The organism is Arthrobacter sp. 05L421, assembly GCF_056397785.1.
In genome coordinates this window covers 115,766-130,308 of record NZ_JBFTOC010000006.1, presented here as the reverse complement: position 1 = coordinate 130,308, position 14,543 = coordinate 115,766, and the positions used below count along the sequence as shown (strand labels likewise).

Here is a 14,543-nt window from a genome sequence, read left to right as displayed (position 1 = left end):
CGATAATCTACTTGACCGCCAGGGGTCTGGCGGAATGGGCCAGTTGACACTGCACTAGTGACATGAGCTCCACACCTTCAGACCTCATCCACTTCACCGAACGCGGATCGGGTAAGCCCCTGCTGCTGGTGCACGGGCTGATGGTCACCGGCCAGATGTTCGACCCAGTGCTCGAGCGTCTCGCCGCCCGGCATCGCCTGATCATTCCGGATTTGCGCGGCCACGGGCAAAGCCGGGGACTTCCGCCGCCTTACACGGCCACGCTGCTGGCAGCGGACCTGGCACGTTTGCTCGACTATCTCGCCATCGAGGCTACGGCCGTGCTTGGCTACTCGCATGGCGGCGCGGTCGCCCAGCAACTGGCCCTGGACTATCCCGGGCGATGCGACCGCCTCGTACTCGTTTGCGCCTATGCCTTCAACATGGCGACGTGGCGCGAGTGGGTTGAAGGCCACGCCCTGCCGCCTGCGCTCCGGGTCCTCGGGATGCGGCGGCTGTCGAAGCTGGTAGTCGCACCGTCCGCTCCGCAGCTGGGCAGGGAACGTACCGACTGGCTCACCGGGCTCATGGCGGGCCAGGATGCCAGGGTGATGGCGTCCGCCTGGCGGGGTGCGATGGCGTTCGACAGCAGGGGCCGGCTGGCCGAGATCGCCTGTCCGACGCTCGTCGTCGCCGCTGCGAACGATCAGGCGGTACCGATCCAGCACGCGAATATGCTCCACAACGGAATTCCCGGATCGCGCCTCGTCTTGATCGACCCGGCTGACCACGCGCTCATCTGGACGCATCCGGACGAGGTTGCGCGGGTGACCGAGGAATTCCTGGGCGACTGAGAGGGACGGATTCCGGGTTAGGTCACCGGGAATTGACACGCCTAGGCGTGCCCGCACCGCCTAAACATCCAGCGCCGGATTCCGGTCGAAGAAGCCCACCGGCTTGAGCCAGAACGCAACAGTGTCCGCCGGCATTACCGGCCATTCCTCCGGCCGCGGGATGTGGTGTATGCCGAAAACGTACCAAAGGACGACGTCGGTGTTTTCCACGGACCGGCCCTGCTGCACCCATTCGGGCATTCCCAGTCCGCCTGCTCCCTGGTTCACAAATTCGCCGGCCGGCCAACGTTCCTTGGCATCGTTCGGCGTCACCCACACTGTGTGCCCAATGACCTCCGAGCGCTGAAAAACCGGGGATGCCGGATCAAAGAACGCGGGGAACCCTGCGCCGGGCACCAGTTTGTAGGACACCGGGGTTCCGAGCCCGTTGACCGAATTATCGTTTGTCACCGTCCAGGCCCGCTGGGTTTCCCAGGAATAGTCGTCGTGTCCCTCGGTCGTGATGGGGCTCTTTTTCTGAAGCAGGGCGAGCCCGTACGGATTCTCCGGCCCCATCGGGACCATCTCAGTTTCCGAGCGGTAAACTGTGTTGGCCGTTCCGTCGATGTCGAGGTCGAGCCGGGCCACCAGGAAGTGCTGATGGAAGGGCGCGTAGGTCCGGTGGTCCACAAGGGTCCCGCTCGGATGCTCTTGGCCCTCGCCGAAATGGGTGACCACCATGATTCCAGTGGCTCTTACCTCGCACTCGATGTTCCCGTCTTGGTAGAAGCGCCAGTAGACCAGGTATTCGTAGTTGGCCACGGTGACATGGAACGAAATCACCAGTCGACGCATGCGACGCACTTCCATGCCGCCGTCGTGATCGATGTGCTTCCACAACACCCCTGCGTCCTCTTCGTGGAAGCAGATCGCGTTCTTGATAGTGAACGGCTCCCCCGCCGAATTGTGCATGACCGCATCGAAGTACCGGACTTCGCCAAGACAGTCGCAGCCCAGTTCAAGCGACGTCGTCATGAATCCCAGACCCCATTCACCGACATCGAACGCGGTGCGGTGGTAGTGGTCGTCACTCGGGTCCCGGTAGGGAACAGCCATTTCGGCGAAGGACAGGCGGTTCGCAATCGGCCGCTCGCGCCCTCCGTCGCGATAGCTGACCCGGTGAATGGTCAGGCCTTCGCGGTAGTTGAACCCGATTCGCATGGACCAGTTCTGCCAGCTGACCCTGTTGCCATCAAAACGGAAGGAAACGCCCTCGGGCTGAAGAATCTCCAGCGGCTTCAGCGGTTCCCGGGTGCTTGCATTGCGGAGCCGCTCCGGGATCAGCGCCGGGACATATCCCCCCATGATCTCGGGAGTGTCGACCGCAAAGGTGTCCTCGATGTCCAGCAGCTCCATGGAGGCCAGGTCAATGACGCAGTGGAAGCCGTTGACCGGCCCTGCGTAGGGGTTTGCGCCCGGCCGGGCACGGACCCAGGTATCGGACCAGCCGATCCGGCGCCCCTGGTACTTTTCCGGGATCAGTGTCAGGCCGTAAGTCCAAACGTCCATGAACACCAGGGACAGGTCCGTGATGCCGCGCTTGGCAAGCGCAGCGATCACCCTCGGGTCACTGCGCAGCGCTGCGTCAGCTTCTTCCCACTCGTCCACGGTCATGTTCGCCTGCACGCCCGGGACATGGGTGAAAGAGACAACGTCCCCGCGAGCCAGGGACAGCCGCGCCTGGTAGGTCTTGTTTGAGGAACGTTCGAAGCAGTTCACACCGACGATCCGCTCCGGAGCCGGCGCGTCGGCGTCGGACTCGAAGGCGTCGACGGAGGCCTTGTCGGGTTCGATCAGCTCAATGGCTGCCAGTCGCCATGCAGGAAATGAGACGCCCTGTGCGCTGGCGAGCAAGGCAGCCGCTGCCAGGAACTCTTCCGCGCTAAGTGGATCCAGTGGATGAAACTGGGACGAAATTTTCACGGCACTCTCCTTCTCCGAGATCGCGTTCACGGCCCCGACGGCGAAACCCGGAGCCGCCGGAGGGTCCTCACAGCGTTTCCTCTCTGATGTGCCAGGGAGAGCCATAACCTTCCGGCTCGGGGGCGGCCATCAAGTCCAGGAATGGTTTGGCGGGGAAAGCCTCCGGCCCCAGGACGCCTGCCCCTGTCCATGTCCCGCTGGCAAGCAGCTCGAGAGCAATGATCGGGTTAATGGCTGTTTGCCACACGACGCATTGACTGGCGTAGTTTTCCATCGTCCACGCATTGTCGGCCACATGGTAAAGGTACGTACTTCGCGGGTTGCCTTCCCTGTCTTTGCCCCGGACCAAGACCCCGGCGCACGTTTTGCCCGTGATCTTGGGGCCGAGCGTGGCAGGGTCCGGCAGACACGCTGCGACCACGTCACGGGGACTGACCAACGTTCCTTTGACGTTCACCGGTTCGGTGGAGTCGAGTCCGAGCTTGTGAAGGACGCGGAGCACATCGATAAATTCATTTCCAAGGCCGTATTTGAAGTTCACGGTTTTTGCATCGATCCATCGCGGCATGAGCAGCACTTCTTCGTGCTCCACATTGACGCATTCGACCGGCCCAATGCCCTCGGGGAAGTCAAACACTTCGGGTTCGCTAAATGGCTCCGTAGTCCTCCAGCCGTGCTCGGACGAGTAGACGACCGGCGGATTAAGGCACTCCTCGATGGTGGTCCAAATCGAGAATGACGGGGCAAAGTCATAGCCTTCAACCACCAGGTTGGCCCCGTCCCGGACGCCCAGTTCGTCGATCTGGGAGAACAGGAATTCCCGGGCGTAGGCGGCAAATACATCCGACAGGCCGGGCTCGACGCCCATTCCGACCAAGGCGAGGCGGCCGGCGGATTCCCATTCGCCGGACCGTTCAAATTGCAGATCACCCAGTTTCACGCCGGGGAGCTGATAGGGCTCCTCAGGATGCGGCGTCGACAGCGACATGGCCATGTCGAGGTAGGTGGCGCCGGCCTCCGCCGCGCCTTCAAAAATCGGCATCACAAAGCGCGGATCAACGGCGTTGAGGACGTGCGTGATGCGCTGCCGACGTATGGCATCCGCCACGGCCGCCTGGCTCGACGCGTCAAGGGACACTGCCTGAAAGCGTTGCCTGAGTTCGGGGGGAACGGATTGGACTACAGATTCCGCACGCGCCAAGTCGTAGTCTGCGACAACGAATGCTTCGAAAAAGCTCCGTCGCGCCGCAATGCCGGCCGCTGCCCCGCCGACGCCGCCGGCGCCTATGCATAGGATCCTCATTGGTGTCCTTCAGGTGGGAGCCACAGCACCGGCCGTGACTTCAATGGCGGCGCCCCTCATGCGTCCGAAGTCCGGGCCAGTGTCCGCCCGCGGAAGAAGTCCGGCTTCCGGATCCACCAGACCCCCATCAGCACGGCCCCGATCAGCAGGCCGCCGACGCCCACGACTGCCTCGGCCCCGATGCCGAAGATCGTCACGTTGTTACCATCTGCGTCTTGGAGCCAATCAGGTTGGGCGAAGTTCGACAGACCGTAGATGAACACGGCCGCCAGCATGAGGCTGCCGGCCAACGGGAACAGTCCGCGCATGATGAAGTTCCGGAACGAGGACGTGAGTGTCTTGCGATAGAACCATACGCAGGCGAGGCCGGTCAGTCCGTAGTAGAACGCGATCATCAGCCCGATCGAGCCGATCAGGGCCAGAAGGAGTGCCGGGCTGATGAGCGTGAAGACGAGGTAGAAGAACGCGGAGGCGAGGCCCATGCCGATAGTTGACCAGGTGGGAGTGAGGTATTTCGCGTGGATTCGGGCGAACTTTTCCGGGATCGCCTTGTAGACCGCCATCGAAAGCGTGGTGCGTGCTGTCGGAAGGATGGTCGTTTGCGTCGAGGCTGACGCCGACGTCAGGATGGAGAATCCGAGAAGTGTCATGAGGATCGCTCCAACCGGGCCCTCGCCGAACAGTGTAGGTCCGATGGCCGAAAATACGTCGGCAGAGTTTTCCGGGTTCGCCAGTCCAATTCCCGAGTCGCCGACACCGGCAAAGGCCACGGCGGCGACGGTCACGATCGCATAGGTGGCCAGCAGGAGAATCGTGCTGATGATGGCCGCGCGCCCTGGCGTCTTGTCAGGGTTCTTCGTCTCCTCATTCACCGAGACGGCAGTGTCCCAGCCCCAGTAAATGAAGATCGCAGTGAGCATTGCCGGGGCAATAGTCTCGCCAAAGTCGAGTGTGAACGGATTGAACCAGTCCAACTGCGGGACGAGGGAGTACGGCTCTGCGGTTCCCGAATACACTCTGACCAGTGCGAAGCCGGCGAAGAAAATAAGGATCGCGATTTCAAACGAGAGCAGCACGTACTGCACGTGAGCCGTGAGCTCGATGCCCCGATAGCAGATCCAGGTCATCACGGCAATCCATGCCAGACCTGCAATCGTTGTCGCAACGACGTTGCTCGCCAGCTGCGCGACATCCGGCAGCCCGAATCCTCCGACAAAAATGAATGAATACGCGCCAGCGATCTGAGCCAGATTGGCCATGACGACTATGTCGGCGATAATTATCCCCCAGCCGCCCATCCACCCGGTGACCGGACCAAACGCTCGGGACGCCCACGTAAAAGTTGTTCCGCAGTCAGGATCGGCCTTATTCAGCTCCTGGTAAGCGACCGCGATGAGGTACATCGGGATGAACGCGAGAAGGACGATTCCGGGCGCCTTGACCCCTGCGAAGATGGTGCCACCGACGACGATGAATCCCAGGCTGGCCGCGAGGCTATAGGCCGGGGCCGTCGATGCGACACCCACAACGACGCTCGATACGAGACCGAGCGCGCCGCTTTTCAGCCCCTTGCTGCCAGCCTCTTTAGTTGTTGAAGGAACGGTGCTTGCCATCTTCTCTCCCAACCGAGGAACCGGCAGCGCCGGTTCGAGCCGGAGTCCAACCTTTACCCAGCGAAGAGCGGGACACGTCTGTGCGTAATAGTGCAAATAATCCAGCTTCTAGAGATATCCCGCAAGGGGTGGCTTGAGCTGCAAGGCCGCTAGGGCTTCTTGTCCTTCGCGGCCTCGGTGAAGAGGGCACCCTGCGCAGCACCGGAACCGGACTTGCCACCGCCCGGGCCGCGCAAGACGAAGGCAATACCGACGGCGACCACTGCGCCGGTGATTGGCCCGGCGACATACACCCAGTAGTCGCTGAAGTTTAGGCTGGCGAGATCAGGCCCGAACGTCCGGGCCGGGTTCATCGACGTGCCGGAGATGGGGCTGCCCCACAAGCCCGCCAAGGCGATGTAGGCGCCTACGCCAAATGCCCCCAGCAGCCCGACGTTCTGGGCCCCGGAAGCGGTTCCCAGGATGACGCTGACCAGCACCAGCGTCAGCAGTGCCTCCATCCAGAACGCGGCGACGGCCGAATAATTCGCCGCCGGATAGTTTGAACCATAGCTGGCGGAGACACCGATCACGCCTTGCAGCAGGAGACAAGCAAGCGTCGCTCCGATGAGCTGGACAACGATGTAGCCCGGCACCCGGCGCCACGGGAAGTCACCGCGGAGTGCGAACGCGATGCTGACCGCGGGGTTCAGATGCGCTCCTGAGATCTTGCCCATGAAGAGGATGATCCCCATCACCATGAGGCCGGGGGCCACCACGGCCGCCGTGCGGCTGATGACACCGGGGAAGGCCTGGCTCATCATGCCACCCCCGGCCGCAACAATGACCAGCAAGAATGTGCCATACAACTCCGAGAACAAACGCCGCCATTCCTGCCGGGGATCATCAAAATCCTGGACTCGCAAAAGGATGTTCTGCTCGACAACTCCCAATTCGCTAGCAAGATTGTGATTGTGCGCCCGACTCTCACGCGCGCCGTCTTTGCCCTGGTCATCCGCCATGGCGTGTCGCCTCCGCCGGTTCTTGACTCGTGCCTTGCCGATCTGTTTGCCCGGAGCGGTCCGGCACCTGAGACCCTCAATGTACCGCTGCCGGGAGTGGTTGTCAGCGCTGCGCCGTTGGCTCGTTGCTAGTTGGTGGCTGGCCCTTCGAGGATCCGGGAGGCCCGGCCTGCGAATTCGTGCGGACATCCGCTGTGCAAAGTCCTAGCATTCAGCCATGAGGCAAGAAACGTGGCAAAAGTATTCCGAGTGGCCCCTTGTCGGTGCGGCTTTTATCTTTTTGGCGGCCTACTCCGTCCTGGTCATTGTCGATCCGCCGGATCCCTACGCCGCCGCTCTGTTATTCGTCGTGGGGGCAACGTGGCTGGCTTTCGGCGTCGACTACATCGTGAAGTTGCTCCTAGCCCCCCGGCCGGGCCGTTGGTTCGTCCGCCATCCCCTGGACCTGCTCATGGTGGTGCTCCCGGTAGCGCGCCCATTGCGGCTCTTGCGTCCCTTCACTTTGCGTCGAGTCATGGAACGGGCCCCGGGCACTGCCATCCGGACCCGCCTCATGGCCTACGTCATTTTCTCCGCCATCCTGCTGGTCTACACAGTTGCCCTGAGCGTCCTCCATTTCGAAAGGGGCGCTCCCAACGCGAACATCACCACCATGGGCGACTCTTTGTGGTGGGCGGTGGTCACCATCACAACCATCGGTTACGGCGACTACTACCCCGTTACAACTCCCGGCCGGTGGGCTGCGGCCGCGCTGATGGTCGGCGGGTTTGCGGTCCTGAGCATGGTCACGGCGGCGGTGTCCTCGTGGCTCGTTGAAAGTGTGACGGCCGCAACCCAACTCGGGAAGAACGCGGACATCCCCATCGGCAGCGAGGAGCTGGCCGGCCTCACGGCCCAGATCAACAGGCTCCAAGAGCAGCTGGCACGGACCCCGGGCGAATCGGAGAGCGACCCTGCCGAGGGAGAGGGCCGTAAGGAACCGCGCTAGTGGCATCAACGCTGCCTGTTTCGGTGACGCTGTCTATTCCATGCCACTGTCTGTTCCGTGACGCCATGGCCGCATCCGGCCGGAGCGGGTACAACTGATTCATGACCACCTCCCCGTTGGTTCTCGGCCCCATGGTGCGGTACGTGGATGAGACCTCGGCGAGTGTGTGGGTGGAGACCCCATCCGCTGCCCGGGTTTCCATCCGTGCCGGCGGCAGGGACTGGTCCGCCCGAACGTTCGCAGTTCACGGTCACCACTACGCCCTGGTGGAATTGGGCGGGCTGGAGCCCGGCACGGTCACGCCCTACGCCCTGGATATCAACGGAACGCAGGTCTGGCCCGATTCCTCGACCAGCTTCCCTCCGTCCATGATCGCCACCCTGGCGACCGGTAAGCCGCTGCGGATGGCCTATGGCTCCTGCAGGACCAGCGTCCCGCACGATGCTTCCGGCAACCGGACCCACGGCGTCGACGCGCTGCGCGCCTATGCACTAAGGATGGCCTCCGGGGGTGAGGTGTCGTGGCCGGATCTGGTGGTCTTCGTCGGAGACCAGGTGTACGCAGATTTGACCAGCGAGCAGATGCAGGAGTTCATCCGCGCCCGACGCGACATCGAGGCACCCCCCGGCGAAGAGCTCAAAGACTACGAGGAATACGCCCACCTTTACTATCTGGCCTGGTCAGACCCCGCGAACAGGTGGCTGCTGTCCACCCTGCCCAGCGCCATGATCTTCGATGACCACGACATCCGCGACGACTGGAATACCTCACTGAGCTGGAAGAAGAAAATGGAAGCCACCTCATGGTGGCATGATCGGATTGTCGCGGGGCTGGCCTCCTACTGGGTCTACCAGCATCTGGGGAACCTGTCACCGCAAGAACGGGCCGAGGACTCGGTTTGGCAGCGGATCGTACGGCACTCGGGCCAGGACGAGATCGACGTCGGCGCGGAGCTGGACGGCTTCGCGGAACGGGCTGACCGGGACCCGAAATCCTACCGGTGGAGCTTCTGCCGCGATTTCGGCGACACCCGGCTGATCGTGGTTGACTCCCGCGCAGCCCGGGACCTGACTCCGGACGACCGGGCATTGGTTGACACACCGGAAATGGCCTGGGTCGATAGCCGGATGCGTGGCGGCTTCCGCCACCTGCTCATGGCGACGTCGCTGCCTTTTCTGCTGCCGATGGGCCTGCACTACGTCGAGTCGTGGAATGAGGCCGTCTCGGAAGGTGCGTGGGGAGAACATGCCGCCCGGGCCGGGGAGAAGGTGCGCCAGGCATTGGACCTTGAACACTGGGGCGCATTCCAAAACAGCTTCCGGGAGATGGCGGCCCTGGCGAGCGAGGTCGCCGATGGCAAACGCGGGCCGGCACCGGAAACTATCACCTTCCTCTCCGGAGACGTCCACTACTCGTACGTTGCGGAGGTCGACCGTGACTCGGGCAGCCGGATCGTGCAGGCGGTCTGCTCGCCCATCCGCAACCCGTTGCCCCGGGTGATGAGGTCCTTCGCAGCCGTCATGTCCTACGGCCTGGCCACGCCGGTAGGCGCCTTGGTTGCACGCTCCGCAAAGGTCCCGGACCCGCCGTTCCACTGGTCCGGGGTCAAGGGGCCGTGGTTCCAAAACAACCTGGCCCATCTGGAGGTGGTGCCGGAAGGGCTGAAACTATGGTGGGAGACCGGCGTGGTGGCCGGCGGCGACCATCAGCATCCCGAGCTGGAATGTGTCGCCTCCCTCACGTTGGCCCCGTTCAAGGCCCGGAACCCCTCCCACAAGCAGCAGGGAACCGCATGACGGCAGCGGACGTGAATCACGGGCCGCAGCGGACGTCTCCGGCGGGGTCCGGTACGCGTCTACTTTTGGCCGGTCAGCAAGGTACCTTGGATCGCTGTCAACGGCACCGCTCCGAAGTCCCTGGAATCAATTGACACGCCGCGGTTGTCCCCTAGAAGGAAGACACTGCCGGCAGGCACCGTCTCGGGCCCAAAGTAGGTGCCGTCGATCCGGCTGTGATCGATGAATGGCTCTTTGACGGCAACATCATCGACGAATAGTTCCGAATCCCGGATGGCTACCCTTTGCCCCGCTCCCGCAATCACGCGCTTGATCGCCGTCCGGCCATCGACCGGGCTGGCAAAGGCAACAACGACGCCATTGCGGATCCAGCCCGCGGCCGCGGCCGGCTTGTACAGGAACACGACGGCGCCCGAGGGGATCGTGGGGGCCATGCTGTCCGAGGAGACTGTCACAGGCTCCACGAGCCACGTGCGAATGGCAAGCACAGCCAGGACCGGGATCAATGCCGCTATGAGGGGCCTGCGCCGCGAGCGGCTGCCACGGCCGGCCTGTCCCACGGCTATCAATCCCGATCATCGTCCCAGGCCGCCTTGGCCGCCGTCATGGGGTCGTCCGAATCCCAGTCGCTTTCCTTCAGTCCCACCCGGAACTGGGCCATCATGTCGTGGTCCTCGTGGGGCAGGTTGTGGCAGTGCATCATGTAGAGGCCCCGGTTCGGGGTGAACTTCATGAGCAGCCGGACAGTTTCGTCCTCGCCGACGTACACAACGTCCTTGGGGCCGCGCTCGTGGGCCATAGGGGGCGCCCCGTTGCGGCTGAGGATCTGGAAGTCCACGAGGTGAATGTGGAGGGGATGGAACCAGCCGCCGGACCTATTCTCGATTTCCCAGATTTCCACGGAGTTGAGGTCGGGATCGGCGATGACTTTCTTGTAGCCGCTGGCGATGACGTCCTGCCAGCTGTCGTCATTAATGGTCCACATGTTCGTAGAGTCATTCCGTTTGACCCGGAATTTGCGCGTCTTCACGGATTGCCCTGGCTGTAGCGACATGGCCTCGCTGTTGGCGAGCTTGGTCGGGATCCGGTTCCAGGTGGGGTCCGAGGTATCCACCGGCTCGTCCGTGACGTCGAAAGCCATGATCTTGTTGGTGAAGTCGTAGTCCACGTTGTTCTTGTTGGACAGATTGCGGAGTTCAATCCGCTGCCCCGTCTTGTAGTTCCGAAAGTCGATGAGGATTTCGTACCGCTCTGCTCCGCCGTGGCGCCAGCTTCCCACGGACTGCGCCACGGGGATCAAGCCGCCGTCGGTACCCACCACCACCACCGGATCACCGGTGCTGAGCGTGGGCCGCAATGACCGGGAGATGGAGCCGTTCAGGATGCGGAACCGGTAGACCCGTTTCTGCACCTTCATGACCGGCCAGGGCCTGCCGTTGACCAGGATCACGTCCCCCCACAGTCCAGAGTGGCTGTTGTCGTCATAGCCCAGGGAACCGTCCGCGGCAAACATTGCATCGGTGACCGTCAGCGCGACGTCGAAGTTGCCCTGCGGGAGGAGCTGCCGTTCCACAGGATCGTGCAAGTGGTACTGCGCGGCGAGCCCTGAATAGGCGTTCAGGGCCGTGAAGTGGACTCCGTGGTCGTGGTACCACAACGTGCGCGCCGGCTGGAAGTTGGGGTAGTGGTAGTCCTTGTAAAAACCCGGAAGGGTGATGTCGCTGGCGTAGCCGTCGAATTGCGGCTTCGAAGCAGAACCGTGCAGATGGGTTGACGTGGACAGGGCGTGCCCATCGAGCGCGTGCTCGGCCGGCAGCTGGTTCCGAATCCTCAGTACGGCTTTGGTGCCTTGGTCGAGGCTGATCGTCGGCCCAGGGAACGTGCCGTTATAACCCAGGATGGGAGTGCTAAGCCGGGGCAAAATGTTGGCCATGGCGGCCTTCTCGGTCAGCCGGTAGTAGTTGACGGGCAGGCCGTCCGCGGGATCGGTGCCTGTGGCGTAGGGCTGCAGAACCGGCGCCTGGACAAAAGCCGCCTGGAATGGTTTGGGCATCTCGCTGGAACTTATGCGGCTGGCCGATTTGGCTTCGACCGAGCCGGTCGGCAGCATGGCGCCACCGGCTCCGAGAATACCCAGGCCCCCGATCAACAGAACCTGACGACGTGAAATGGACATAGCCGGTCTCCTTTGCGTTCAGGTATCAGACTTTGCAGGACCCTGCTTGGAGATAACCTGCGACCTTTTTCCCGACCTTGGAAGAAGCCTGAGGAGGCGCGTGCGGGTCAGCGGGCCGGGGCAAGACGCGATTGCAGCCGCGCTGTCACGGTGGTGCCTGTGCCGGGGACGCTGAGAATCTGCAATGCTCCACCCGCTTCCCGGATGGTGTCCTTGAGTATCCGCAGGCCAAGGTGGCCCTCGGCGGCGCCATGTGAGGTGTCGAAGCCCTTGCCGTTGTCCGCAATGCTGATTTCGGCGCCGTGCTGGTCTGTCCGCAGCGAGAGGACCACAGTGGTTGCACCGGAGTGCTTTGCGCTGTTTGAGAGTGCTTCCCGGGCCACGCGGTACAACAGCGCGGACGAACCACGGCCAAGCGCGACATCGTCCGGGATCAGCAGATGCACCGCGAGGCCGCGTTCCTGGTGCGGTTCGACGAGCCGTTCCAGAGACGTCCTGAGCCCCAGCTGTTCAAGGTCGGGCGGATACAGCTCCTGCGTCATGGTCCGCAGGGCGCGGACGCTCTGTTGCAGAATTGTTCTGGCCCCGCCCAGCACCGGCCGCTGCTCCGGTGGGCCGTGGAGCTCTTCTGATTCGAGGGCATAGCCCAGCCCGGAGAGGTCCTGGATTACTTCATCGTGCAGGTCCCGGGCAATCCTGCGGCGTTCCAGGTCGGAGGCCTCAACAGCGCGCTTAAGCAAGCGGTTCCGGGTCGCCTGATGGGCCTGGATCCCACGGGCCAGCCGGACGGCGGGGGGAAGCTGGGCCAGCTGAAGTGCCGCCAGGGCGAGAAGAAGAGGCGGGACCATGCTGTACAGGACTGCCTGCTGCTCGTCACGCACTGGGTCGTCGTCGTAGTAGGCCTCAAAGATCAGCGGCGTACCGTCGGTGGCCGAGGAGCTGACGTAGACTTCCACGAGTTCTCCCGACGCCAGCTCGTACTCATTCTCAAGTTCGTGCTGGCTTTCCAGCGACGCCGTCCCCGGCCCTCCGGCCAGGAGGGCCTTGCCCCAGTCGGGCAAATCGAAGCGTTGCCCCACGAGCGAGCGAATGTCCGAATACACAACCCGGCCACTGCTGTCCCATACCTTGATCCTCAGTACCGAGGCGTTGTTGCGCCATGGCTCCAATTCCTTGTCCAGGGCGTCCAGCGCCGTTGTGTCGCCGGCGAGCAGCGCCTCGTTCACATGAGGTTTGATAGCAAAGTCCGCCACGCGTTGGGTGAAGAGGAGGGCGTTGTCCAGAGCGTGCCGCTCCGCCTCGGCACGGATCCAAAACGCGACGGGAGTCGCGACAATCAGCAGCGCAAGAAATCCCATCACCAGGAATTTCGCCACGGCGGCCCGGACGGCGAAGCGTTCAGCCGTGCCCGGAAAGTCCTCCGGCTTCGTGCCATCCTCAGCTTCAGAAGGCCTGGACATCGGACTTCACGAGCAGGATTCCCCGGACTTCAGCCTCCGCCATGGCTTCACTCTGGGAGTGCGAACCCAGTTTGGAAAAAATGGTTTTGACGTAGCCGCGGCAGGTGTGGATCGAGATGCCCAGGCTGTTGGCGATCACCCGCACCTCGTGCCCCTCCGACATCAAGCGCAGAACGTCCAGCTCGCGGGGGCTTAGGGGTGGCCCAGGGGGGCACACGGCGGCAGCGGAGCGCGGGGCTCCGATCTGCGCCACCAAGGAGGGGTGCACCACCATGTTTCCCGCCCGGGCGTGCCGAAGAGTGTCAAGCATCGTGGCCAGCGAGCCATCCTTGGGGAGGAACCCGCATATCCCTATCGCCGCTGCCTGCCTCAGGACATCCTGGGACGGATCGCCTGTCAGCATGATGATCCGGGTATCCGGGTTCTGTTCCAAGATGCGGGTCGCCGCCGACAGCCCGTCACCATCAGGCAAGTGATAATCCATGACAACAACGTCGGGTTCCAGTTCGCGGCACAACTGCACGCCGCTCTCAACGGACGCCGCCGAGCCAACGCTGCGAAGGTCCGGTTCCCGGTCCAGCGCACCCGTCAGCAGCTCCGCAAAAGTCCTGTGGTCATCGACGGTCAGTATCCGCAGGATAGCGGCGCCAGCTCCTGCTTCGCTGGTGGGGAGGCTGGTGGGGATCCGGTTCGGCATGCTGTTCGGGATGCCGACGGCGGGTGACGGGTCCGCCGAAACGGCGGCTACCGGTCTTGCGTCGCCGCCCGTCAGCCGCAGGAGGCGGGCGTGGGCGCCGCGCAGGGCCTCGCCCGGGGTGCATCCCATTTCCCGGTGCAGCGTGCGCCGGCATTGCTCGAATGCCTTCAGTGCTTCGAGCGGCTGACCGGAGTCCTCCAGCCCCAGGACGAGGGAGGACCAGGCACTCTCGTTAAGGAGATCGCCGGCCAGGGCTTCCCTCGCCCAGTGGACCGCGCGCTCGGGCTGATGCAGGGACAGCGCCAGTCCGGCGGCCTGCGCCCGGGCCCTGCAGACCCGGTGCTCATGATTGCCCCGTGCTTCCTCGGCCCAGGGCGCCGTCAGCTCATCCCCGAGCAGGGGCGCGGATGCCAGGCCCAGAGCTTCCTGCAGGAGCTCTAGGGCCTCGACGGGCTCGCGCGTCGAGGCCCGGCGCAGCAACTCACTGAAGCGGCTCACATCCAGGTCTACGAGGGCAGGATCCATGACATAGCCGCCGGTGACGGTCCGCAGCGGTCCGGATTTGCCTTGGCCTGGCTGCAAATGGCGCCGAAGGACACTGACGTAGCTTTCCAGCGTCGGCAAAGCCTCTGCCGGTGGCTGCCCGGCCCACAGCACGTCGCTGAGGCGGTCCTTTGACATGGGCGTGCCGAGATTGAGCAAGAGGATTTCGAG

General features: G+C 63.4%; 11 protein-coding genes. 3 read left to right on the top strand and 8 right to left on the bottom strand.

Annotated features, from left to right (window positions below):
* The first annotated feature begins 62 nt into the window (after window positions 1-62).
* Window positions 63-833: an alpha/beta fold hydrolase gene (locus AC1DKQ_RS09650; protein ID WP_476918868.1), complete on the top strand. Its 771-nt coding sequence runs from the start codon at window positions 63-65 to the stop codon at window positions 831-833.
* A gap of 60 nt (window positions 834-893) precedes the next feature.
* Here the strand turns inward: AC1DKQ_RS09650 and AC1DKQ_RS09645 are convergent, their stop codons facing one another.
* The 4 genes from AC1DKQ_RS09645 to AC1DKQ_RS09630 all read right to left on the bottom strand — a co-directional run bounded on the left by AC1DKQ_RS09645 (window position 894) and on the right by AC1DKQ_RS09630 (window position 6,712).
* Window positions 894-2,795 carry a primary-amine oxidase gene (locus AC1DKQ_RS09645; RefSeq protein ID WP_476918867.1) on the bottom strand — a complete coding sequence of 634 codons (1,902 nt, stop codon included), beginning with the start codon at window positions 2,793-2,795 and terminating at the stop codon, window positions 894-896.
* A gap of 67 nt (window positions 2,796-2,862) precedes the next feature.
* Window positions 2,863-4,098, bottom strand: a complete 1,236-nt coding sequence (locus AC1DKQ_RS09640; RefSeq protein ID WP_476918866.1) for a saccharopine dehydrogenase family protein — start codon at window positions 4,096-4,098, stop codon at window positions 2,863-2,865.
* A 56-nt stretch (window positions 4,099-4,154) separates the two neighbouring features.
* Window positions 4,155-5,711: an APC family permease gene (locus tag AC1DKQ_RS09635; RefSeq protein WP_476918865.1), complete on the bottom strand. Its 1,557-nt coding sequence runs from the start codon at window positions 5,709-5,711 to the stop codon at window positions 4,155-4,157.
* A 149-nt stretch (window positions 5,712-5,860) separates the two neighbouring features.
* Window positions 5,861-6,712, bottom strand: a complete 852-nt coding sequence (locus AC1DKQ_RS09630; protein ID WP_476883569.1) for an MIP/aquaporin family protein — start codon at window positions 6,710-6,712, stop codon at window positions 5,861-5,863.
* Window positions 6,713-6,929: 217 nt separating this feature from the next.
* Here AC1DKQ_RS09630 and AC1DKQ_RS09625 point away from each other — a divergent pair, with 217 nt between their 5' ends.
* Both AC1DKQ_RS09625 and AC1DKQ_RS09620 read left to right on the top strand, forming a co-directional pair.
* Window positions 6,930-7,700 (top strand): potassium channel family protein, encoded by a 771-nt coding sequence (locus AC1DKQ_RS09625; RefSeq protein WP_476883568.1) that lies wholly within the window; start codon window positions 6,930-6,932, stop codon window positions 7,698-7,700.
* Between the two features lie 101 nt (window positions 7,701-7,801).
* Window positions 7,802-9,496 (top strand): alkaline phosphatase D family protein, encoded by a 1,695-nt coding sequence (locus AC1DKQ_RS09620; RefSeq protein WP_476918864.1) that lies wholly within the window; start codon window positions 7,802-7,804, stop codon window positions 9,494-9,496.
* 59 nt (window positions 9,497-9,555) lie between these two features.
* Here AC1DKQ_RS09620 and lepB read toward each other — a convergent pair whose 3' ends face one another.
* From lepB to AC1DKQ_RS09600, 4 genes are all read right to left on the bottom strand, one after another.
* Window positions 9,556-10,056: a signal peptidase I gene (gene lepB / locus AC1DKQ_RS09615; protein WP_476918863.1), complete on the bottom strand. Its 501-nt coding sequence runs from the start codon at window positions 10,054-10,056 to the stop codon at window positions 9,556-9,558.
* Window positions 10,057-10,061: 5 nt separating this feature from the next.
* The gene (locus AC1DKQ_RS09610; RefSeq protein ID WP_476918862.1) at window positions 10,062-11,672 is read right to left on the bottom strand and encodes a multicopper oxidase family protein; all 1,611 of its coding nucleotides are present in this window, start codon (window positions 11,670-11,672) and stop codon (window positions 10,062-10,064) included.
* 107 nt (window positions 11,673-11,779) lie between these two features.
* On the bottom strand, window positions 11,780-13,132 hold the full coding sequence (locus tag AC1DKQ_RS09605) for a sensor histidine kinase (protein ID WP_476918861.1): 1,353 nt from the start codon (window positions 13,130-13,132) through the stop codon (window positions 11,780-11,782).
* A complete protein-coding gene (locus AC1DKQ_RS09600; RefSeq protein ID WP_476918860.1) occupies window positions 13,116-14,510 on the bottom strand; it encodes a response regulator in 1,395 nt (464 codons plus the stop codon). The genes AC1DKQ_RS09605 and AC1DKQ_RS09600 overlap by 17 nt, the downstream gene beginning before the upstream one ends.
* Window positions 14,511-14,543: the final 33 nt, after the last annotated feature.

Bases quoted from the DNA above. Each gene is read 5' to 3' on its own strand.
- AC1DKQ_RS09650 (WP_476918868.1), top strand. From the start codon at position 63: ATGAGCTCCACACCTTCAGACCTCATCCACTTCACCGAACGCGGATCG.
- AC1DKQ_RS09640 (WP_476918866.1), bottom strand. From the start codon at position 4,098: ATGAGGATCCTATGCATAGGCGCCGGCGGCGTCGGCGGGGCAGCGGCC.
- AC1DKQ_RS09635 (WP_476918865.1), bottom strand. From the start codon at position 5,711: ATGGCAAGCACCGTTCCTTCAACAACTAAAGAGGCTGGCAGCAAGGGG.
- AC1DKQ_RS09630 (WP_476883569.1), bottom strand. From the start codon at position 6,712: ATGGCGGATGACCAGGGCAAAGACGGCGCGCGTGAGAGTCGGGCGCAC.
- AC1DKQ_RS09625 (WP_476883568.1), top strand. From the start codon at position 6,930: ATGAGGCAAGAAACGTGGCAAAAGTATTCCGAGTGGCCCCTTGTCGGT.
- AC1DKQ_RS09620 (WP_476918864.1), top strand. From the start codon at position 7,802: ATGACCACCTCCCCGTTGGTTCTCGGCCCCATGGTGCGGTACGTGGAT.
- AC1DKQ_RS09610 (WP_476918862.1), bottom strand. From the start codon at position 11,672: ATGTCCATTTCACGTCGTCAGGTTCTGTTGATCGGGGGCCTGGGTATT.
- AC1DKQ_RS09605 (WP_476918861.1), bottom strand. From the start codon at position 13,132: ATGTCCAGGCCTTCTGAAGCTGAGGATGGCACGAAGCCGGAGGACTTT.
- AC1DKQ_RS09600 (WP_476918860.1), bottom strand. From the start codon at position 14,510: ATGTCAAAGGACCGCCTCAGCGACGTGCTGTGGGCCGGGCAGCCACCG.